Source organism: Leucobacter triazinivorans (assembly GCF_004208635.1).
Classification (GTDB): Bacteria; Actinomycetota; Actinomycetes; order Actinomycetales; family Microbacteriaceae; genus Leucobacter; species Leucobacter triazinivorans.
On record NZ_CP035806.1, the window covers coordinates 202,002 to 222,402 of the forward strand.

The window sequence follows — 20,401 nt, forward strand, 5'->3', positions numbered from 1 at the left end:
ACCAGCATCGGGTGCAATGCGCCGGATCAGCAGGTTCCGTCCGAAGCCCAGACTACTGCACCGCTGCAGGGCCAGGACTGTGTGCCCGATCGATTTCTCGTGCGCACGCGGGGGCGGCCCGGCGAGATGAAGAATGAGGGAGGGATCATGCCAGAGGTACTGATCGACCGACCCGAGCTGGAAGGCTTGGGCCAGTACGAATTCGGCTGGCACGACAGCGATGAGGCCGGTGCGATTGCGAAGCGCGGCCTCAACGAGCAGGTCGTGCGCGAAATCTCGGCTCTGAAGAACGAACCGGAGTGGATGCTGCAGCGCCGCCTCAAGGCGCTGCAGATCTTCGGCAGGAAGCCGATGCCCTCCTGGGGCGCGGATCTCTCGGAGATCGACTTCGACAACATCAAGTACTTCGTGCGCTCGACCGAGAAGCAGGCGACGAGCTGGGAAGAGCTGCCCGAGGAGATCAAGGAGACCTACGAGCGTCTCGGGATCCCCGAGGCCGAACGGCAGCGCCTCGTCGCGGGCGTCGCCGCGCAGTACGAGTCCGAGGTCGTCTACCACCAGATCCGCGAGGATCTGGAGGAGCAGGGCGTGCTCTTCCTCGACACCGACACCGCGCTGCGCGAGCACCCGGAGTTCTTCGAGGAGTACTTCGGCACCGTCATCCCCTCGGGCGACAACACCTTCGCGGCACTCAACACGGCCGTGTGGTCGGGCGGTTCGTTCGTGTACGTGCCGAAGGGCGTGCACGTGGAGATCCCGCTGCAGGCCTACTTCCGGATCAACACCGAGAACATGGGCCAGTTCGAGCGCACGCTGATCATCGCCGACGAGGGCAGCTACGTGCACTACATCGAGGGCTGCACGGCGCCGATCTACAAGTCGGACTCGCTGCACTCCGCCGTGGTCGAGATCATCGTGAAGAAGAACGCGCGCGTGCGCTACACGACGATCCAGAACTGGTCGAACAACGTGTACAACCTTGTGACCAAGCGCGCCGTGGCAGAGGCCGGCGCCACCATGGAGTGGGTCGACGGCAACATCGGCTCCAAGGTCACCATGAAGTACCCGTCGATCTACCTGACGGGTGAGCACGCCAAGGGCGAGACCCTCTCCGTCGCGTTCGCCGGGCCGGGCCAGCACCAGGACACCGGTGCGAAGATGATCCACCTGGCACCGCACACGAAGTCTTCGATCCTCGCGAAGTCCATCGCCCGCGGCGGCGGACGCACCGGGTACCGCGGCGAGGTGCGGATCGAGCCGAATGCGCGACGCGCGGCCAACTCGGTGGTCTGCGACGCGCTGCTCGTCGACACGATCTCGCGCAGCGACACCTACCCGGCCATCGACATCCGCACCGACGACGCCGAGCTGGGGCACGAGGCCACGGTCTCGCGCGTCAGCGAGGAGCAGCTCTTCTACCTCATGAGCCGCGGCCTCGCGGAGGAGGAGGCGATGGCCATGATCGTGCGCGGCTTCATCGAGCCGATCGCTCGCGAGCTGCCCATGGAGTACGCGCTCGAACTGAACAAGCTCATCGAGATGGGCATGGAAGGATCCGTCGGATAATGACCGAAGCTGTTGCAACGAAGACCGCGCCTGCTCAGCACGGCCTGACCGCGCACTCCGACGGCGACTGGGAGAACCGGGTCCCGGTGCAGACGCGCTCGGAGCGGCCCACGTCGACCGACGTCGCCGACTTCGCGCGTGTCACCGGCCGCGAGGCGGTCTGGAAGTACACGCCCGTCGCCGACCTCGACGCGCTGCTGAACGGCGAGCTCGACGGCTCGCGCCTGCCGGTCGCCGTGAGCGAGGCCGCGGGCGTCTCATCCTCGTGGATTCCTCGTGACGACGCTCGCATCGGTCGGGCGGGCATTCCCGAGGAGCGCGGCGCCGCGGCGGCGTGGAGCGCGTTCGGCGAGGCGCACCTCATTTCAGTCGCCTCCGCCGAGAAGGTCACCGCGGTCGTCACCCGCGACGCGCTCGACGCGATGCCCCGCGCGGCGCACACGATCATCGAGGCCGCCCCGCAGAGCGAGGGCCTCGTGATCCTCGAGAACACCGGGCCGGCGCAGCTCTCCGAGAACGTCGAGATCGTCGTCGGCGACGGAGCCAAGCTCACCGTCGTGAGCGTTCAGCAGTGGGACGACGCCGCGATCCACCTGGCGAGCCACTACGCTACGGTGGGGCGCGACGCAACGCTGACGCACATCGTCGTCTCGCTCGGCGGTGGGATCGTGCGCCTCAACCCGTCGATCCATCTCGATCACGAGGGAGCGACGGGAACGGCGCTCGGCGCGTACTTCGCCGATGCCGGGCAGCACCTCGAGCACCAGGTGTACCTCGACCACGACGCCCCGCACACGACGAGCCGAGTCACCTACAAGGGCGCCCTGCAGGGCGAGGGAGCGCACACCGTGTGGATCGGCGACGTGCTCATCCGCAACAACGCGACCGGCACCGACAGCTACGAGCAGAACCGCAACCTCGTGCTCAGCGAGGGTACGCGCGCCGACTCGATCCCGAACCTCGAGATCGAGACCGGCGACATCGAGGGCGCCGGGCACGCCTCGGCGACGGGCCGCTTCGACGACGAGCACATCTTCTACCTCCAGAGCCGCGGCATCTCGGAGGAGGAGGCCCGCAGGCTCGTGGTGCGCGGATTCCTGATCGAGGTCATCTCCCAGATCGGCGACGAGGCGACCGAGGAGCGTCTGCAGGCGGCCGTCGAGGCCGAGCTCGCGGCGACATCGGGCGCGCAGGCGACCCGGGGAGCCTGAGTGCCCCGATACAAGGTGATCGCGGTGAGCGATCTGATGCAGGATCAGGCGACGAGAGTCGTGCTCGACGATGTGCCGATCGCCGTCGTGCTGGACGCGCAGGGCGACGTCCACGCGATCGGCGACACCTGCAGCCACGGACAGATCAGCCTGTCAGAGGGCTTCGTCGAGGGCGACACGCTCGAATGCTGGGCCCACGGCTCCGCGTTCTCGCTGCGCACCGGCGTCCCCCAGAACCTTCCGGCCTACGAGCCGGTACCCGTCTACGCCGTCGAGATCGAAGACGGCGACGTGTACATCGACCCCAACGTTACGAAAGAGATTGAACAATGAGCTCCGTTCTTGAAATCAAGGACCTGCACGTCAGCGTCGAGACCGAGCAGGGCCAGAAGCAGATCCTCAAGGGGGTCGACCTCACCATCAAGCAGGGGGAGACCCACGCCATCATGGGCCCGAACGGCTCGGGCAAGTCGACCCTGGCCTACGCCATCGCGGGGCACCCCCGCTACGAGGTGACCGGCGGCTCGATCCTGCTCGACGGCGAAGAGGTGCTCGACATGGAGGTGGACGAGCGCGCGCAGGCCGGTCTCTTCCTGGCCATGCAGTACCCGGTGGAGATCCCCGGCGTCACCAACGCCAACTTCCTGCGCACCGCCAAGACCGCGATCGACGGCGAGGCCCCCGCGATCCGCGGCTGGATGAAGGACGTCAAGGAGGCCATGCAGAACCTCCGCATGGACGAGTCCTTCGCATCGCGCAACGTCAACGAGGGCTTCTCCGGCGGCGAGAAGAAGCGCAACGAGATCCTGCAGCTCGAGCTGCTCAAGCCTCGCTTCGCTGTGCTGGACGAGACCGACTCGGGCCTCGATGTCGACGCGCTCAAGGTCGTCTCCGAGGGTGTGAACCGCGCCAAGGAGCAGACCGGCCTCGGCGTGCTGCTCATCACGCACTACACCCGGATCCTGCGCTACATCAAGCCGGATTTCGTGCACGTGTTCGTGGACGGCCGTGTCGCGGAAGAGGGCGGGCCCGAGCTCGCCGAGCGTCTCGAGGAAGAAGGCTACGACCGCTTCCTCACGGGCGCTTCGGCCTGACGCGCGCCTGGTCTAGGCTGGTGCACATGAGCGACGAAGCAACGACCGTTCCGCAGTCGATCGATCCCGAGTTCCGCGAGCAGTCGCTCGAGGCGCTCAAGAACGTCTCGGACCCCGAGCTCGGCGTGAACATCGTCGACCTCGGCCTGATCTACGATCTGGCCTTCGACGAGGAGCACGACGCGCTCGTGATCAGCATGACGCTCACGAGCGCCGGCTGCCCGCTCACCGATGTCATCGAGAACGACATCGCGGAGGCGCTCGACGGGCTCGTAACGGCGTTCCGCATCAACTGGGTGTGGATGCCGCCGTGGACCCCCGAGCGGATCACCGACGACGGTCGCGACATGATGCGCGCGTTGGGCTTCGCCATCTAGATGGGGATGCCCAACCCGCTGCGCTCGCCCGACGATCCTCGCCTCAGCAGGATCGCCGGGCCGAGCGCACTCGTCATCTTCGGCGTGACCGGCGACCTGTCGCGCAAGAAGCTGATGCCCGCGGTCTACGATCTGGCGAATCGCGGGCTCCTGCCTCCCGGCTTCGCCCTCGTCGGGTTCGCGCGGCGCGACTGGGCCGACCGCGACTTCGCCGAGATCGTGCACGACGCGGTGCGCAAGCACGCGCGAACCCCGTTCCGCGAGGAGATCTGGCGGCAGCTCGCCCAGGGCATCCGGTTCGTGCAGGGGCAGTTCGACGACCCCGCGGCCTACCGCCGCCTGCGCGACACGGTGGACGCGCTCGATCGGGAGCGCGGTACGATGGGCAACCACGCCTTCTACCTCTCGATCCCGCCTCGGTCGTTCCCCGAGGTCGCTCGTCAACTGAGCAGCTCCGGTCTCGTGGATCGCACGAGCGAGGGGCAGGATCGGCCCTGGCGCCGGGTCGTGATCGAGAAGCCCTTCGGGCACGATCTCGGCTCCGCACGCGCCCTCAACGATGCGCTCGAGTCGACCTTTCCCGCGGACGCGATCTTCCGCATCGATCACTACCTCGGCAAGGAGACGGTGCAGAACATCCTCTCCCTGCGCTTCGCCAACACGATGTACGAGCCGATCTGGAATCGCAACTACGTCGACCACGTGCAGATCACCATGGCTGAGGAGATCGGTGTCGGCGGTCGCGCCGGGTACTACGACGGGGTCGGGGCGGCGCGCGACGTGATCCAGAATCACCTGCTGCAGCTGCTCGCCCTCACCGCGATGGAGGAGCCCATCAGCCTGAGCGCCGAGCACCTGCGGGCCGAGAAGGAGAAGGTGCTCGAGGCCGTCAAACTGCCCGAGGATCTCGCGGGCGCAGTGGCCCGCGGACAGTACGCGGGCGGATGGCAGGGCGGCGAGCTGGTCAGCGGCTTCCTCGCGGAGGAGGGCATGCACCCCCGTTCGCGCACCGAGACCTACGCCGCCATGCGGCTCAACGTCAACACCCGGCGCTGGGCCGGCGTGCCGTTCTACCTGCGCACCGGCAAGCGCCTCGGACGCCGCGTCACCGAGATCGCCGTGGTCTTCCGGAAAGAGGCGGGCGAGCTGTTCGGACAGGCGGAGACCACCGAGCAGGGATCGAACGCGCTCGTGATCCGAGTGCAGCCGGATGAGGGGATCACGATCCGGTTCGGCGCGAAGGTCCCCGGGACCGCCGCACGGGTGCGCGACGTCACCATGGACTTCGGGTACGGCCACGCCTTCACCGAGGCGAGCCCCGAAGCCTACGAGCGTCTGATCCTCGATGTGCTGCTCGGGGACGCGCCGCTGTTCCCGCGGCAGCGGGAGGTGGAACTGTCCTGGCGCATCCTCGATCCGATCGAGGCGCACTGGGCCGCGCTCGACGAGCCGCTCGAGCAGTACGCACCGGGTTCCTGGGGCCCCGAGTCGGCGGCTCGGCTGCTCGCGCGCGACGGGCGCAGCTGGAGGCGGCCGTGATCGAGGAGCTTCCGGGAACGAACATCGGCGAGGTGGCCCGCCGACTGGTGTCCATGCGGCAGGAGAGCGGAGTCGCGGCACTCGGACGTGTGCTGACGCTCGTGATCGCTGCGGCCGGACCGCTCGACGAGGCGGTGGTCGAAGCAGCGAACCACGCCTCCAACGAGCACCCGATGCGCGTGATCGTGCTGCTCACCCGGCCCGAGGGTCCGGCGCGTCTGGACGCCGAGATCCGGGTCGGGGCAGACGCGGGAGCGAGCGAGGTCGTCGTACTGCGCGCATACGGCGAAGCCAGTTCGGGTATCGAGAGCCTCGTCACCGGGCTGCTGCTGCCGGACGCTCCCGTGGTGGTCTGGTGGCCGGCCGAGGCCCCCGAGCATCCCGGCACCGACCCGCTCGGCCGCATCGCCCAGCGCCGCATCACCGACAGTGCCGCGGTGATCGATCCCGAAGCTCAGATGCGCCGCATCGCAGCGTACTCGCCCGGCGACACCGACCTCGCCTGGACGCGCGTGACCCGCTGGCGCGAGTACCTCGCCGCGGTGCTCGACCAGCCGCCCTACGATCCCGTGACGTCGGTGGAGGTGGTCGGCGCGGCCGGCTCCATGTCGACGCAGCTGCTCGCGGCCTGGCTGCAGCTCGCCTTCGAGGTGCCGGCAATCTGCCGCCTGCCCGATGGGGATCATCCCGCGGAGGGGGTCCGGTCGGTCACGCTTTCGCGGGCGGCCGGCGACGCCGTGCTGCAGCGGATCACCGCGTCGCAGACCCTGCTGCATCAGCCGGGCCACCCGACGCACGAGATCGTACTGCCGCGCCGCACGCTGAGCGAGTGCCTGGCCGAAGAACTGCGCCGCCTCGACGAGGACATCATGTACCGGCGGGTGCTCGAGCGGCTCGGCCGCATCCGAGCGGCCCAGCAGACGAACGACGATCGGACGAGTGGATGGAGCACGAAGCATGAGTGAGTCCGGGACGCGCGAACGCGCCGCCAACATCGGCGTGGTCGGCCTGGCGGTCATGGGCGCGAACCTCGCGCGCAATCTCGCCAGCCGCGAGGGGAACACCGTCGCGGTGCTCAACCGCAGCCGCAGTCGCACCGATGAGCTGATCGCCGCGCACCCGGAAGCCGGCTTCGTGCCCGCCCACTCCTTCGAGGAGTTCGCGACGAGCCTCGCCCGACCTCGGACGGCGATCATCATGGTGCAGGCCGGCGCGGCGACCGACGCGACGATCGATGAGCTGGTGCGCGTCTTCGAGCCGGGCGACATCATCGTGGACGGAGGCAACGCGTACTTCCCGGACACGATCCGCCGCGAACGCGCCGTGCGGCAGACCGGGATCAACTTCGTGGGCGCCGGAATCTCAGGCGGCGAGGAGGGGGCGCTACACGGGCCCAGCATCATGCCGGGCGGTTCGGACGACGCCTGGGAGACGCTCGGCCCGATCCTGCGCTCGATCGCGGCGGTCGCCGAGGGCGAGCCCTGCGTCGCGCACATGGGGCACGACGGCGCGGGGCACTTCGTCAAGATGGTGCACAACGGCATCGAGTACGCCGATATGCAGCTCATCGCGGAGGCCTACGACCTCATCCGCAGAGGGACGGGCAAGACTCCCGCCGAGATCGCCGAGGTGTTCGCCGAGTGGAACCGGGGCGAGCTCGAGTCGTACCTCATCGAGATCACCGCCGAGGTGCTCCGGCAGGTCGACGCCGCGACGGGCGCACCGCTCGTCGACGTGATCCTCGATCAGGCGGGCGCCAAGGGTACGGGCGCTTGGACGGTGCAGACCGCGCTGTCGCTCGGCGTTCCGGTCTCCGGCATCGCGGAGGCGACGTTCGCGCGCTCCCTCTCCGCGCATCCCGAGCAGCGCGCCGCCGCGGCCAACCTCCCGGGCCCCGCGGTGATCCCGGACCCAGCCGATCACTCCGCCTTCATCGAGGACGTGCGACAGGCGCTGTACGCGTCGAAGATCGTGGCGTACTCTCAGGGCTTCGACGAGATCCGCGCGGGGGCCGCCGAGTACGACTGGAGCATCGACCTCGGCGCCGTGGCGCGCATCTGGCGCGCCGGGTGCATCATCAGGGCCCAGTTCCTCAACCGGATCGCGGACGCCTACGCGCAGCAGCCGGAGCTTCCCCTGCTCATGGCGGCGCCGTACTTCGCCGAGGCGCTCGGCCGCGGTCAGGAGTCGTGGCGCCGCGTCGTGATCCACGCGACCCGCACCGGCACTCCCGCTCCCGCGTTCTCCTCGTCGCTGGCCTACTACGACGGCCTGCGCGCCGAACGCCTGCCCGCCGCACTCGTGCAGGGCCAGCGCGACTTCTTCGGCGCCCACACGTATCAGCGCGTCGACCGTCCGGGGCGCTTCCACACGCTCTGGTCGGGCGACCGCTCGGAGACCGAGGCCTAGCCGGTGACCACGATGCGGATCGAGCGCGCCGCCGACCTCGACGGGGTGAGCGCCGCCGTCTCCGACGCGCTGCTCGACGGCTGCCGCGCACTGCAGGCGGAGGGCGCGGTGCCGTGCATCGTGCTCACAGGCGGCAGCGGGGGAGCGCGGGTGCTGCAGGATCTCGCGGCCCACCCGCGGCTCGGCTCGGTCGACTGGGGGCGCGTCCGTTTCCTGTGGGGCGACGAACGCTGGGTGCCGCAGGGGCACGAGGACCGCAACGACCTGCTCGCAGACGCCACCCTCTTCGCCGCGGTGGAAGTGGATCCCGAGCTCGTTCACCGCATGCCCGCCTGCGATTCCGGACTCTCCCTCGACCAGGCCGCCGCCGCGTACGCGCGCCTGGTCGCGGGCATCGCGCGGATCGACTTCGGGCTCAGCGGAGTGGGACCCGACGGCCACGTCGCCTCGCTCTTTCCCGGGAGGGAGGATCTGCTGCGCGACGGCCCGGGAGTGCCCGACGCGATCCCCGTGCGCGACTCGCCGAAGCCCCCTTCGGAGCGGATATCGCTGACGCTTCCCGCGCTGTGCCGCGCCGAGCGCACCTGGCTGATCGCCGCCGGTGCGGCCAAGGCGGATGCCGTATCGCGGATCGCTTTCCGCGAGCAACCGCTGCTGCCGGGCGCGCGCCTGCGCGGCCGCACCGAGACGGTGCTCTGGGCCGACGCTGCCGCGCTCGCGGGGACGCATCCGCCCGCCTGAGCGGCCCGTGCGGTGCTCCCGCGGATGCGTCGAGCGCCGAGGCACCCGGCTCGGATCGGATATCGATACGACGTGACGTAGACTGGCAAGGTTGTCCAAAACGGGGGATCCGCTCCCTCGCTGCATCCGGGAGTTGACCGCACACATGATCACCGTCGAAGACCTCGCGATCGACGTCGGAGCACGACGCCTCATGGAGGGCGTCACCTTCCGTGTGAACCCGGGTGACAAGGTCGGGCTCGTCGGGCGCAACGGCGCCGGCAAGACCACCTTGACCCGCACGCTCTCGGGCGAACTGCAGCCCGCCGAGGGCAGCGTCACCGTCGCCGGAGAACTCGGCTTCCTCCCTCAGGATCCGCGCACGGGCGACCCCGAGCAGATCGCTCGGCACCGGATCCTCGACGCCCGGGGGCTCGGCACGCTCACCAAGAACATCGCACAGGCGTCGGAGGACATGGCCTCCGACGATCCCGCCGTTGCAGAGAAGGCGATGAAGCGCTTCGGCAACCTGACGGACCGGTTTCACGCGCTCGGGGGCTATGCGGCCGAGTCCGAGGCCGCATCGATCTCCAACAACCTCGGGCTGCCGGATCGTATCCTCGATCAACCGCTGAAGACCCTCTCCGGCGGGCAGCGCCGACGCATCGAGCTCGCCCGCATCCTGTTCTCGGACGCCGACACGATGATCCTCGACGAGCCGACCAACCACCTCGACGCCGACTCGATCGTGTGGTTGCGCGAGTTTCTGAAGAACTACAAGGGCGGCGTGATCGTCATCTCCCACGACATCGAACTCGTGGGGGAGACCGTCAACCGGGTCTTCTACCTGGACGCGAACCGCCAGGTCATCGACATCTACAACATGAACTGGAAGCTCTACCTGCGGCAGCGCGCGGCCGACGAGGAGCGCCGCCGCAAGGAGCGCACGAACGTCGAGAAGAAGGCCTCGGCGCTGAAGGATCAGGCGGCGAAGTTCGGGGCGAAGGCGTCGAAGGCCGCCGCTGCGCATCAGATGGTCGCGCGCGCGGAGAAGATGCTCTCAGGCCTCGAAGAGGTGCGTCAGGTCGACCGCGTGGCCAAGCTGCGGTTCCCGGATCCCGCGCCCTGCGGGAAGACGCCGCTCATGGCCTCCGGTCTCTCGAAGTCCTTCGGGTCGCTCGAGATCTTCGCGGGCGTGGATCTCGCGATCGACCGCGGCTCGAAGGTCGTCGTGCTGGGACTCAACGGCGCGGGCAAGACCACGCTGCTGCGCCTCCTCGCCCAGGTGGACGCGCCCGATACCGGCGAGATCGTCGCCGGCCACGGTCTGAAGGTCGGATACTACGCGCAGGAGCACGAGACCCTCGACGTGCGGGCGAGCGTGCTGCAGAACATGGTGTCGGTGTCGCAGCACCTCACCGAGACGGAGGCGCGCAGGGTGCTCGGCTCCTTCCTGTTCACCGGGGACGATGTGCACAAGCCGGCGGGCGTGCTCTCCGGCGGGGAGAAGACCCGCCTCGCACTCGCGATGCTCGTCGTCTCGAGCGCCAATGTGCTGCTGCTCGACGAGCCCACGAACAACCTCGATCCCGCGAGCCGCGAGGAGATCCTCGATGCGCTCGCCCACTTCTCGGGTGCCGTGGTGCTCGTGTCTCACGATCAGGGCGCTGTGGAGGCGCTGAACCCGGAACGGGTGCTCATCATGCCCGAGGCCACCGAGGACCACTGGTCGAAGGAGTATCTGGAACTTATCGAGCTCGCATAGCCCGCCGCACGCGCGACGGGCGGGCGCGGGATCAGCGTCGCCCGGGGTCCGGCTCCGTCCCGTCTGCCCCGGCGTCTCCCGTTTCTCCCGCGTCCTCGGCAGCGTCGGCGTCCTCCGCGTCGTCGGCGTTCTCCGCGTCGTCGGCGTTCTCCGCGTCGTCGGCGTTCTCCGCGTCGTCGGCAGCAGGACGCGGAGGATCCAGACGCGTGATCGCGAACGCGGCGCCATCCTGCTGCATCCCGTTGCTGTAGTACTCGACGTGCGGCTCCTCGTCGAGATCGAGGCTGCTCTGGCAGACGAAGTCGCCGGCCACGCAGTAGTCCCGCAGACGCTCGGCATAGGCGTCGAGGCTGCCCGGGGGGCGGGGGAGGATTCCGTTCATGCGGGCGTCGTAACTCCCGTAGTCGAATGCCTCGCTCCCCACGAAGCGCGGATTGCCGTAGAAGACGACCGCGAGCACGCGCTGGGCCGCGGCCTCGCTCAGCACGCCCGCTGCTCCGCCGACCAGCCGAGCCTCGGGCGCTGCGAGCGCGTCGCCGACGACGAGCGCGCCCTGCGAATAGCCGAGCAGCACGAAGCGCTGCTCCGCGCAGACCTCGGTCTGCAGATTGAGCGTCTCGATCAGCGTCCGGGCACCCAGCGTCCCGCCCGCCTGCACATCGGTGTCCGCCGGATAGTCGAGGTCGAGCTGCAGCACCTCGTCCGGCCGTGCGTCCGAGATCGCTCGGGCCACGGGGGAGAGCAGCTGCCCGCGCGACGGCTCCCCGGTGCCGCGTGCGGTCACCACGAGGTAGGGCAGGCACTCGAGCGGTTCGATCTCGAGCGGTGCGTCGAGCTCGTCCGAGACATCGGGCTCCGCCGGCTCCTCGGTCACCTCGGAGAGCGATTCGCGGGCCGCCGTCGCATCGATCGTCGGCGCGCAGGCGACGAGCGACAGGGTCGTTCCCGCGATCAACGCGGCCAGCAGCAGCCTACGCATCGAGCAGCGCATCCTCCTGCTCGGCATCGCTCGGGCCGCGCCGGCGCCGTCGTTCCTCGCTGCGGCGGTCCTGCTCGCGCACCACCGCGCTTCCCGCGTTGAGCGTGCGGTACTCCCGACGCGCGGCGTAGGCCACGCCGATCGCCGCGATCAGGATGAACACGTACCACTGCAGCGCATACGAGAGGTGCGGCCCCTCGTCGCGCTCGGGTTTCGCCGGCAGCACCCCGTGCTCGGCCGCGGGTTCCTCGGAGACGAGCATGCCGTAGGCGCCCGTGTAGGCGACGTCCTCAGATCCGGTGAGACGCGCCAACTCGGCGAGTTCGATGCTGGCGACCGTGCGGCCCGCCGTCGTGCGGCCCGGAATCGCGGGCTCCGACGCGCGCAAGCGGGCCACGACGTGCACCGGCCCCGCAGGTGGGCTGGGCAGATCCGCGCTGTCGATCTCGCCGCGTTCCGCTGCACCGCCGTCGATCGGCACCCAGCCGCGGTCGATGAAGAGCACGCCGCCGTCGTCCGTGCGGATCGGCTGGATCAGATTGGATCCGACGCCCTGCGGGCCGGGCCGGTTGCGGGCGAGGAAGGCCTCCCCGATGTACTCTCCGTCGATGGAGACGGTGCGCCACTTCTGCGCGTCCTCGTCGAACGCGTCGCGGCGCGGGAGCTCCTCGGCCAATGGCACGGGCGCACCGTCGTAGTTGGCATCGATGCGCGCGATCTCGGCTCGGGCCTCGGCCCGCCGCTCGAACTGCCAGTTGCCGAGCAGCACGCACGCGATCGAGAAGATGAGCAGCATCGCTGCGTATCCCGCCCAGCGGGGTGAGCGCAGGAAGCCCCAGCCGATCCCGTTCCCGCGGTCCGCGGTCTTCGGTGCGCGCGCGTCAGTCATCGAGATCGCCCACCGATCGGATCTCCAGCGGGAATTCGCGGGCGGCCAGGAAACCGCGCAGGGTCTCCAGGTGTGCGGAACAGGCTAGCCAGGTCTTGCGCCGATCCTCGCTGTGGATGCGGGGGTTGCGCCACAGTATGGCCGAGTCGGCGGCGTCTCGGCATCCTGCACGAGAGCACTCGAAACGGTGCTGGGGAGCCGCCCCGAGGGTCACCGGCGCACCCGGCTCGGGGATCATGCCGCACCTCCGGCTGCGTCATCGTGCGGCCGGAACCCGTCCGGGCGGGTACGCCGCTCGGGCTCGACGTCGACCACGATCAGTGTTCCGGCATCGCTCGTCGGCTCGTCGGCCGCGCCCTCGATCTGCAGCGGCGCCGGAGCATCCGGGGCCTCGCCGCCGTTGTGCGCGACCGCGTTCCCCACCATCACGGCGAACCACGGCAGGATCACCGCGCCTGCGGCGGCGAGCAGCACCCACCAACCGCGCACCCAGAACAGCGAGGCCACGCAGGCCACACGCAGACTCATCGCGATGAAGTACATGCGCATCCGGTGCGCGCGATCATCGGCGGGATTCACGCCCGCCGATGTCACGCTGTAACTCTTCGCCATGCGTCCCTTCTCCGTCCCGCTCCAGCCTACGCCGTGTCTCTCCGCCATCGCTGTACCCTGGCCCTGAGCGGTACCGCGAGTCCGCCCGCCGGCCCGGCCCCGCGTCCCATAGGCTGGAGCGCAGCTGTTTCGACGGAAGGACCCCCATGACCACCACGCGCACCGTTCTCGTCACCGGAGGCAACCGGGGCATCGGCTACGCCATCGCCGAGCGCATGCTCGCCGACGGCCACCGCGTCGCCGTCACCGCGCGCTCGGGGAACGGGCCCGAGGGGTCGCTGACCGTGCGCGCGGACATGACCGACGCGGCCTCCATCGACGCCGCGTTCACGGAGATCGAGGGGCAGCTGGGGCCGGTCGAGGTCGTCGTGGCGAACGCCGGCATCACCAAGGACACGCTGCTGCTCCGCATGACCGAGGAGGAGTTCACCAGCGTTATCGACACCAACCTCACCGGCACGTTCCGCGTGGTCAAGCGTGCGGCCAAAGGGCTGCTCAAGGGCCGTTTCGGCCGGGTCATCCTGATCTCCTCCGTCGTGGGTCTGTACGGATCGCCCGGCCAGATCAACTACTCCTCCTCGAAGGCCGCGCTCGTCGGGTTCGCCCGTTCGCTGACTCGCGAACTCGGCGCACGCAACGTCACGGCGAACGTGATCGCCCCCGGCTTCATCGAGACCGACATGACCGCGGCGCTGCCGGAGGAACAGCAGCGCCAGTACCTCTCGAGCATCCCCGCGCACCGCTTCGGACAGGTGTCGGAGATCGCCGGCGCGGCGTCCTTCCTCGCCGGCGACGACGCGGCCTACATCTCGGGCGCGGTCATTCCGGTCGACGGCGGACTGGGCATGGGCCACTGAACCCCTCGCGCACCGGAGCCCCTCGCCTCCCGCGCTGCGACGAGCTGGCAAGCCCCTGCGAGCGCCTTCCGATCATCCGTGGCCGAGCGTAGCCTGGGTGCATGAGCACCAGCGAGCACCATCGATCCCGAACGCGCGTCGTGGTCGACGCGCAATCACTGTCGGAGCTCTACCGAGCTCCCGAGATCCTGCGCGTCGTCAACGTGTGGGACGCCGCGAGCGCCCGCGTCGTCGCCGAGCTGCCCGGCACTCGGGCGATCGCCACCGCCGGCCACGGCATCGCCGCCTCGCACGGGTACCCCGACGGAGAGCGGATCCCGCTCGATCTCATGCTCTCGACCGTCGAGCGCATCTCCGCAGTGGTGGGTCTCCCGGTCACCGCGGACCTCGATGGGGGATTCGGAGATGCGGGGGAGACCGTGCGGAGGGCCATCGGCGTCGGGGTCTGCGGAGCGAACATCGAGGATCAGCTGCGCCCGCTGGCGGAGTCGGCGGAGGTGATGCGCACCGCCGTGGCGGCCGGTCGAAGCGAGGGCGTGGCCTTCGTGCTCAACGCGCGCACGGACGCGCTCGTCAGGGGCGGGGACCGCCCTCGCGCCGATTCCATCGCGGACGCGATCGAGCGCGGCCGCGCCTACCTCGATGCGGGCGCCGAATGCGTCTTCGTCCCGGGTGTGCTCGACGCGGCGGAGACGCGCACGCTGGTCGAGGGCATCGGCGAACGGAAGGTAAGCGTCATCGGGCTGCCCGGCGCCCTCGCCGCCGCCGAGTACGAGGCTCTCGGGGTCGCGCGCATCTCGTACGGGCCCATGCCGCAGAACGTCGCGCTCACAGCGCTCAAACGACTCGGGACGTCGCTGCTCGCCGATGGGACGATTCCCGAGGACACGGAGCCGCTCAACAACTTCTGACGCGTCCCGGCGCGCCGGGCGGCGCGTCGATCAGCCCAGGCGATCGAGCAGCGGGATCGCGCGCGCGAGGTCGTGCTCGATCGAGACGTCCGCGCGCTCCCGCACCACCGGCTTGCCGTTGAAGGCGACGCCGAGTGCGGCAACCGCCATCATCGCAAGGTCGTTCGCGCCGTCTCCGATGGCGACCGTAGCCGCCAGCGGCGTGCCGGTCGCCTCGGCCCACTCCCGCAGCGCGGCCGCCTTCGCCGAGCCGTCGATGATCGGGCCGACCGTGCGCCCCGTGAGGCGGCCGTCGATCACCTCGAGCCGATTGGCGCGCCAGAGATCGAGGCGGAGATCTGCGGCCAACGGGTCGAGCACCTCGTGAAACCCGCCCGAGACGACCCCCACTGTGCCACCGCGCCCGTGCACCTCCGCGACCAGTTCGTGGATCCCGGGGGTCGGGCGCACCCGCTCGTATGCGTCCCGGAAGACGCGCTCGGGCGTTCCCGCGAGCGTGGCGACGCGCTCGCGCAGGCTCGCGGCGAAATCGAGCTCGCCGCGCATGGCGCGCTCGGTCACCTCGGCCACCTGCTCACGGCTGCCCGCGGCGTCGGCGAGCAGTTCGATCACCTCGTCCTGGATCGTGGTGGAGTCGCAGTCGAGCACAACGAGCGGGGAGACGGTCATGCGCCCCAGTCTAGAAGACCGGACGCGGCGTCGCGTCAGCGTGCCGCACGCGCAGACGCGACGTCACTCGTTAGGCTGGTCTCCATGGTCAATGTCCTGCGACTCTCCGGTGTCAGCTACGTGCGCGATCGGCGCCCGATTCTCGACGGAGTCGACTGGGCGGTGGAGGACTCGGAGCGCTGGGTCGTCCTGGGTCCCAACGGCGCGGGGAAGACGACGCTGCTCAAACTCGCGACCGCGAACGACTACCCGACCAGCGGCACGGTGGACGTGCTCGACAAGCGGCTCGGCCGGGTCGACATCTTCGAGCTGCGCAACCGCATCGGATTCGTCTCCTCAGCGACGGGTCGGCGCATTCCGGCGAGCGAGCGCGTCCGGGATCTCGTGCTCACGGCGGCATACTCCGTCGAGGGCCGCTGGAACGAGCACTACGACGACGTCGATGTCCGTCAGGCCGAGCGCATTCTCGCCGAGTGGGATCTCGCCGACTTCGCCGATCACAGCTACGGCACGCTCAGCGACGGAGAGCGCAAGCGCGCGCTCATCGCCCGCGCCGTCATGACCGACCCCGAGCTCCTGCTGCTCGACGAGCCCAGCGCGAGCCTCGATCTCGGTGCGCGCGAGCGACTCCTGCAGATGCTCTCCGGATTCGCGCGGTCTCCGTACTCACCCGCGATGGTCATGGTGACCCACCACGTCGAGGAGGTGCCGCCGGGCTTCACGCACGTGCTCATGCTGCGCGACGGCCGGGTGCAGGCCGCCGGTCCGATCGCCGAGACGCTGACCGCCGAGAATCTGGAGGCGACCTTCGGGATGCCCTTCAATCTCACGGTCTCGGACGGCCGCTACGCAGCGGTGGCCAAGCCGTAGCGAGAAACGCCGTCGGAACCACCCCAACTCGGGGTGTTCTCTCGTGATAGAGTAGACCGTTGGCGCGGACCACCCCGCCGATCCCAAGACCTCAGGGTGTGCTGTTACACATCCTCACCAAGGCAACCGTAAGGAACACCCATGAAGACCGACATCCACCCGGAGTACAACGCCATCGTCTTCCGCGACCTCGCATCGGGAGAGACGTTCCTCACCCGCTCCACGCTGACGAGCGAGAAGACGATCGAGCTCGACGGCGAGACCTACCCCGTCATCGATGTCGAGATCTCGAGCGCCTCGCACCCCTTCTACACGGGCAAGCAGCGCATCATGGACTCGGCCGGCCGCGTCGAGAAGTTCAACCAGCGCTTCAAGGGCTTCGGCGCGTAAGCGCACCCGTCGCCGCGCGAACGGGCGGTCGATCCGAGTCGGATCGACCGCCCGTTCTGCGTTCCCGGGGGAGGGGCGGGGTGTCTCAGGCCCCGCGCACGGGCCAGCGCCCGTCCGCGACGAAAGAAGGGTCGCGGACGCGCCGCATATAGTCCTGGAAGCTGGCCGCCTGCGCCGCCGCCCACTGCACCTGCGCCGCGTGCAATTCGGCCAGTTCCTGCGGGATCACGTCGGCATACTTGCGCGCGATGCACTGCAGCACCCGGCCGGCCGCGATCGCGTCGTCGCCGGCATCGTGGGCGTTGCCGATCTCGACGCCGTGGTGCGCGGCCACGGCCTCGAGCGTGCGCTTGCCCTTGCGGTAGCGGTCGAACTGCTTGTCGAGGATCAGCGGATCGATGACGGGGGAGAGCTCGGCGGGCAGCGAGACGCCGTGCCGCGCCGCCTCGGCCGCGAGCAGGCTCAGGTCGAAAGGCGCGTTGTACGCCACGACGGGGAAGCCCCGCTCGATCATCTCGAGCAGTTGCGCCACGATCTGCTGCACTCCGACGGCGGCCTCGATGCCGCTGGTGCGGGCGATCTCGGTGGAGATGCCGTGCACCTGCACCGCGGCGAGCGGGATCTCGATCCCCGGGTCCAGCAGCCAGTCGTAGCGCTCCACCACCTCGCCCTCGGGCCCGAGCAGCGCGATCGTCGCGCTCACGATCCGGGCCCGGGTGGTATCGACGCCCGTCGTCTCGGTGTCGAACACTGCGAGGTCTGTGGCCCAGAGGGGGAGTTGAGCGGTCACGCTGGTCCTTTCGTCTGCAACGATGCTACCGACACCCTCGGACGACCGCCGCACGGGCATGCGTCGCAGCAGCCGCCCAGGCGACCCGGTTAGGATCGCCGGGTGACCTCCGCACCGGCCGCCGCGCCCTCCTCCGCATCCTCGTCGGTGCGCACCGTGCCGACGCTCGGAATCGAGACCCGTGCCTGGCAGTACGGCGAGCCCGATGGCGCCCCCATGATTCTCGTGCACGGGTTCCGGGGAGATCACCACGGTCTGGAGGGCCTCGCCCGCGACCTCGCGCTGACGCTGCCCGGGACGCGGATGATCGTGCCCGACCTGCCCGGGTTCGGGGAGACGCCGGCGATTCCCGGTCGAGCGCACGACATCGAGCTGTACGGCGAGTGGCTGAGCGCCTTCGCCGCTGAGGCGGCGCCGCAGGGGTTCGCGCTCCTCGGCCACTCCTTCGGCTCGCTCGTCGTGGGCGCTGCACTGGCGAGCGGGCTGGCTCCGAGCCGCCTGGTGCTCGTCAACCCGATCTCCGCGCCGGCGCTGCAGGGACCGCAGGCGCTGATGAGCCGGCTCGCGCTCGGCTACTACCGGGCCGCCGAAATGCTTCCCGAGCGCCCCGCCCGCGCGCTCCTCGGCAACCCCGCCATCGTGCGCGTCATGAGCGAGGTGATGGCCAAGACCGGCGATCCCGAGCTGCGCTCGTGGATCCACGGCCAGCACGCCGCCTACTTCAGCACCTTCTCCGACCCCTCGACCCTGCTGCAGGCCTTCCGCGCCTCCGTGTCGCACACCGTACCCGAGTTCGCTCACGCCTTCACGATGCCGACACTGCTGATCGCGGGGGAGCGCGACGACATCACGCCGCTCTTCCGGCAGCTCGAACTGCGGCACCGGGTGCCGGGCTCCCGCTTGCGCATCATCCCCGGCACCGGGCACCTCGTGCACTACGAGGCCGTGTCCGACGCAGCGGCGTGCATCGGCGACTTCCTCACCGCCGAGGCTCGGAGCGCGACGAGCGGGGCGGCCGCGTGAGGCTCGAGCGGATCCACGATCTCGCCGCTCCCGCGCTCGCCGACTACACGCAGCTGACCGATGTCGCGCTGCGCCGGGTGCGCGAGCCGGAGGAGGGGCTGTACCTCGCCGAATCGCCGAAGGTGATCGAGCGGGCCCTCGGTGCCGGGCACCGACCGCGCTCCGTGCTGCTGCTCGAGGAGTGGCTGCCCCGGGTGGAGCCGCTGCTTGAGGCGTATCCGGACATCCCCGTCTACGTGGGGGAGTCGGCCCAGCTCGAGGCGCTCACCGGGTTCCACCTGCACCGCGGCGCGCTCGCATCGATGCATCGACCGGCGCCGCGAAACCCCGTCGAACTGCTGCGGGCTTCGCGGCGCGTCGTCGTGCTCGAGGATCTCGCCGACCACACGAACGTCGGCGCGATCTTCCGCTCCGTCGCCGCGCTCGGCGCAGACGCGGTGCTGCTGTCGCCCGCGTGCGCGGATCCGCTCTACCGACGGGCCGTGCGGGTGAGCATGGGGGCCGTGCTGCAGGTGCCCTGGGCCCGGCTACCCGACTGGCGCGAGGCCGGGCCGCTCTTCCGCGACGCGGGCTACGAGCTCACGGCGTTCGCGCTGCGCGACGACGCCGAGGATCTCGCGGACTACGCCGGGGATCTGCCCGAGCGGCTCGCGCTGCTCTTCGGCACCGAGGGCGCGGGGCTCAGCAGGAAGGCGCTCGCCTCGGCCGCGCGCTCCGTCGTGATCCCGATGGACCACGGCGTGGACTCGCTCAACGTCGCCACGGCGGCCGCGGTGGCGCTGTGGGCCGTGCGCACCGCAGACCGTCGCCGCGCACCAGGAGTCGGGGCATGAGCGGCCGGGCCGGCCGGCGGCGCGCGCTGTGGTTCGTGGTCTTCTGGGCCGCCGTGGGCGTCGGATCCTATGTGCTCGGCGTGCAGAACGCCCTCGGGCAGCGGGCCGAGGACAGCGCGCTCGGTGCGGCCGAGTTCACCTACAGCCCGCCGCCGCCCCTCAATCTCGTCTCCATCCCCTCGGTGGCGATCGCGCTGCTCATCATCGGGACCATCGCGTTCTTCGTGCACGGGATCCGCCGCGCCGTCGTCGTGACGATAGTGCCGGCACTGGCGATCGTGGCGTCGCAGCTGCTCAAGCAGCAATTGCTGACGCGCCCCCAACTGTTCGAGCTCGATCTGCCCAATACCTTCCCGAGCGGGCACATGACGGTGTTCGCGGCGCTCACGGGTGCGCTGATCTGGGCGGTGCCCACCCGCGTGCGCTCCTTCGTCACGCTCGGGGGAGCCACCCTGCTCTCGGCCGCCGGCTGGCAGCTGCTCGCCTACGGTTGGCACCGCCCGAGCGACGTGCTCGGGGGCCTCGCCCTGGGCACGCTCGCGTTCTCGCTCGCGTGCCTCATCCGCCCGGCCACGGCGCGCGGCGAGGCGATCCTCGGCCGCACTACCTCGATCGGGCTCGTGCTGATCGGCTGGACGATGGTGGCGGCGGCCCTCGCACTCGCCGCCGTCGCCGGATGGCGCGAGAGCGCCGATCTCATGCTGAGCGCAGGCGAGTTCGGCGGCGTCGGCGTCAGTGCGCTCGCGGCGCGGGCACTGTTCCTCCTGAGCTCGGGCCGGAGCTGAGACTGCCGCATGGCCCGCCTGTTCGGCCGGCCCGGGCAGGCACACGGAGCCACATCCCAGAGTGCACGATAATCTATATTATGTCAGCTTAAGCGGAATCACCCGGCACCCG

At 69.9% G+C, this 20,401-nt stretch carries 23 protein-coding genes; 17 read left to right on the forward strand and 6 right to left on the reverse strand.

The window, feature by feature from the left end:
* Positions 1-147 precede the first annotated feature (147 nt).
* From sufB to EVS81_RS00990, 10 genes are all read left to right on the forward strand, one after another.
* On the forward strand, positions 148-1,566 hold the full coding sequence (sufB, locus tag EVS81_RS00945) for a Fe-S cluster assembly protein SufB (protein WP_130108732.1): 1,419 nt from the start codon (positions 148-150) through the stop codon (positions 1,564-1,566).
* Complete coding sequence (sufD, locus tag EVS81_RS00950; RefSeq protein WP_130108733.1) at positions 1,566-2,777, forward strand: Fe-S cluster assembly protein SufD; 1,212 nt, start codon at positions 1,566-1,568, stop codon at positions 2,775-2,777. The genes sufB and sufD overlap by 1 nt, the downstream gene beginning before the upstream one ends.
* Positions 2,778-3,110, forward strand: coding sequence for a non-heme iron oxygenase ferredoxin subunit (locus EVS81_RS00955; RefSeq protein WP_130108734.1), 333 nt, complete (start codon positions 2,778-2,780; stop codon positions 3,108-3,110). It begins immediately after the preceding gene.
* Positions 3,107-3,871: a Fe-S cluster assembly ATPase SufC gene (gene sufC / locus EVS81_RS00960; RefSeq protein WP_130108735.1), complete on the forward strand. Its 765-nt coding sequence runs from the start codon at positions 3,107-3,109 to the stop codon at positions 3,869-3,871. The genes EVS81_RS00955 and sufC overlap by 4 nt, the downstream gene beginning before the upstream one ends.
* A 26-nt stretch (positions 3,872-3,897) precedes the next feature.
* Positions 3,898-4,248, forward strand: coding sequence for a metal-sulfur cluster assembly factor (locus tag EVS81_RS00965; protein ID WP_205879364.1), 351 nt, complete (start codon positions 3,898-3,900; stop codon positions 4,246-4,248).
* Positions 4,249-5,787 carry a glucose-6-phosphate dehydrogenase gene (zwf, locus tag EVS81_RS00970; protein ID WP_130108736.1) on the forward strand — a complete coding sequence of 513 codons (1,539 nt, stop codon included), beginning with the start codon at positions 4,249-4,251 and terminating at the stop codon, positions 5,785-5,787.
* On the forward strand, positions 5,784-6,752 hold the full coding sequence (locus tag EVS81_RS00975) for a glucose-6-phosphate dehydrogenase assembly protein OpcA (RefSeq protein WP_130108737.1): 969 nt from the start codon (positions 5,784-5,786) through the stop codon (positions 6,750-6,752). Before zwf ends, EVS81_RS00975 begins: the two co-directional genes overlap by 4 nt.
* The gene (gene gndA, locus EVS81_RS00980; RefSeq protein WP_130108738.1) at positions 6,745-8,196 is read left to right on the forward strand and encodes an NADP-dependent phosphogluconate dehydrogenase; all 1,452 of its coding nucleotides are present in this window, start codon (positions 6,745-6,747) and stop codon (positions 8,194-8,196) included. Before EVS81_RS00975 ends, gndA begins: the two co-directional genes overlap by 8 nt.
* Before the next feature lie 12 nt (positions 8,197-8,208).
* The gene (pgl, locus tag EVS81_RS00985) at positions 8,209-8,937 is read left to right on the forward strand and encodes a 6-phosphogluconolactonase (protein ID WP_130111214.1); all 729 of its coding nucleotides are present in this window, start codon (positions 8,209-8,211) and stop codon (positions 8,935-8,937) included.
* A 145-nt stretch (positions 8,938-9,082) separates the two neighbouring features.
* Complete coding sequence (locus tag EVS81_RS00990) at positions 9,083-10,681, forward strand: ABC-F family ATP-binding cassette domain-containing protein (RefSeq protein WP_130108739.1); 1,599 nt, start codon at positions 9,083-9,085, stop codon at positions 10,679-10,681.
* 31 nt (positions 10,682-10,712) lie between these two features.
* Here the strand turns inward: EVS81_RS00990 and EVS81_RS00995 are convergent, their stop codons facing one another.
* Genes EVS81_RS00995 through EVS81_RS01010 form a run of 4 tightly spaced genes read right to left on the reverse strand, consistent with a single transcriptional unit; the run spans position 10,713 to position 13,161 of the window.
* Positions 10,713-11,660 carry a cutinase family protein gene (locus EVS81_RS00995; RefSeq protein WP_240739904.1) on the reverse strand — a complete coding sequence of 316 codons (948 nt, stop codon included), beginning with the start codon at positions 11,658-11,660 and terminating at the stop codon, positions 10,713-10,715.
* Positions 11,653-12,549, reverse strand: a complete 897-nt coding sequence (locus tag EVS81_RS01000) for an SURF1 family cytochrome oxidase biogenesis protein (protein ID WP_130108741.1) — start codon at positions 12,547-12,549, stop codon at positions 11,653-11,655. Before EVS81_RS01000 ends, EVS81_RS00995 begins: the two co-directional genes overlap by 8 nt.
* Entirely contained in the window at positions 12,542-12,787 is a 246-nt protein-coding gene (locus tag EVS81_RS01005; RefSeq protein WP_130108742.1) for a hypothetical protein, read from the reverse strand. The genes EVS81_RS01000 and EVS81_RS01005 overlap by 8 nt, the downstream gene beginning before the upstream one ends.
* Positions 12,784-13,161: a DUF3099 domain-containing protein gene (locus tag EVS81_RS01010; protein WP_130108743.1), complete on the reverse strand. Its 378-nt coding sequence runs from the start codon at positions 13,159-13,161 to the stop codon at positions 12,784-12,786. Before EVS81_RS01010 ends, EVS81_RS01005 begins: the two co-directional genes overlap by 4 nt.
* A gap of 146 nt (positions 13,162-13,307) precedes the next feature.
* Between EVS81_RS01010 and fabG the strand changes: the two genes are divergently transcribed.
* Positions 13,308-14,018, forward strand: coding sequence for a 3-oxoacyl-ACP reductase FabG (gene fabG, locus EVS81_RS01015; RefSeq protein ID WP_130108744.1), 711 nt, complete (start codon positions 13,308-13,310; stop codon positions 14,016-14,018).
* A gap of 101 nt (positions 14,019-14,119) precedes the next feature.
* A complete protein-coding gene (locus EVS81_RS01020) occupies positions 14,120-14,929 on the forward strand; it encodes an isocitrate lyase/PEP mutase family protein (RefSeq protein WP_130108745.1) in 810 nt (269 codons plus the stop codon).
* 30 nt (positions 14,930-14,959) lie between these two features.
* Here the strand turns inward: EVS81_RS01020 and serB are convergent, their stop codons facing one another.
* Complete coding sequence (gene serB / locus EVS81_RS01025; protein ID WP_130108746.1) at positions 14,960-15,598, reverse strand: phosphoserine phosphatase SerB; 639 nt, start codon at positions 15,596-15,598, stop codon at positions 14,960-14,962.
* Positions 15,599-15,682: 84 nt separating this feature from the next.
* Between serB and EVS81_RS01030 the strand changes: the two genes are divergently transcribed.
* Both EVS81_RS01030 and EVS81_RS01035 read left to right on the forward strand, forming a co-directional pair.
* Positions 15,683-16,468, forward strand: coding sequence for an ABC transporter ATP-binding protein (locus tag EVS81_RS01030; protein ID WP_130108747.1), 786 nt, complete (start codon positions 15,683-15,685; stop codon positions 16,466-16,468).
* Positions 16,469-16,609: 141 nt separating this feature from the next.
* Entirely contained in the window at positions 16,610-16,858 is a 249-nt protein-coding gene (locus tag EVS81_RS01035) for a type B 50S ribosomal protein L31 (protein WP_053384078.1), read from the forward strand.
* Between the two features lie 85 nt (positions 16,859-16,943).
* Here EVS81_RS01035 and EVS81_RS01040 read toward each other — a convergent pair whose 3' ends face one another.
* Entirely contained in the window at positions 16,944-17,648 is a 705-nt protein-coding gene (locus EVS81_RS01040) for an exonuclease domain-containing protein (protein ID WP_205879365.1), read from the reverse strand.
* A 102-nt stretch (positions 17,649-17,750) separates the two neighbouring features.
* Between EVS81_RS01040 and EVS81_RS01045 the strand changes: the two genes are divergently transcribed.
* The 3 genes from EVS81_RS01045 to EVS81_RS01055 are packed head-to-tail and all read left to right on the forward strand — an operon-like array spanning position 17,751 to position 20,289.
* The gene (locus EVS81_RS01045) at positions 17,751-18,671 is read left to right on the forward strand and encodes an alpha/beta fold hydrolase (protein WP_240739905.1); all 921 of its coding nucleotides are present in this window, start codon (positions 17,751-17,753) and stop codon (positions 18,669-18,671) included.
* Positions 18,668-19,504, forward strand: a complete 837-nt coding sequence (locus EVS81_RS01050) for a TrmH family RNA methyltransferase (protein WP_130108749.1) — start codon at positions 18,668-18,670, stop codon at positions 19,502-19,504. The genes EVS81_RS01045 and EVS81_RS01050 overlap by 4 nt, the downstream gene beginning before the upstream one ends.
* Complete coding sequence (locus tag EVS81_RS01055) at positions 19,501-20,289, forward strand: phosphatase PAP2 family protein (RefSeq protein WP_130108750.1); 789 nt, start codon at positions 19,501-19,503, stop codon at positions 20,287-20,289. Before EVS81_RS01050 ends, EVS81_RS01055 begins: the two co-directional genes overlap by 4 nt.
* Positions 20,290-20,401: the final 112 nt, after the last annotated feature.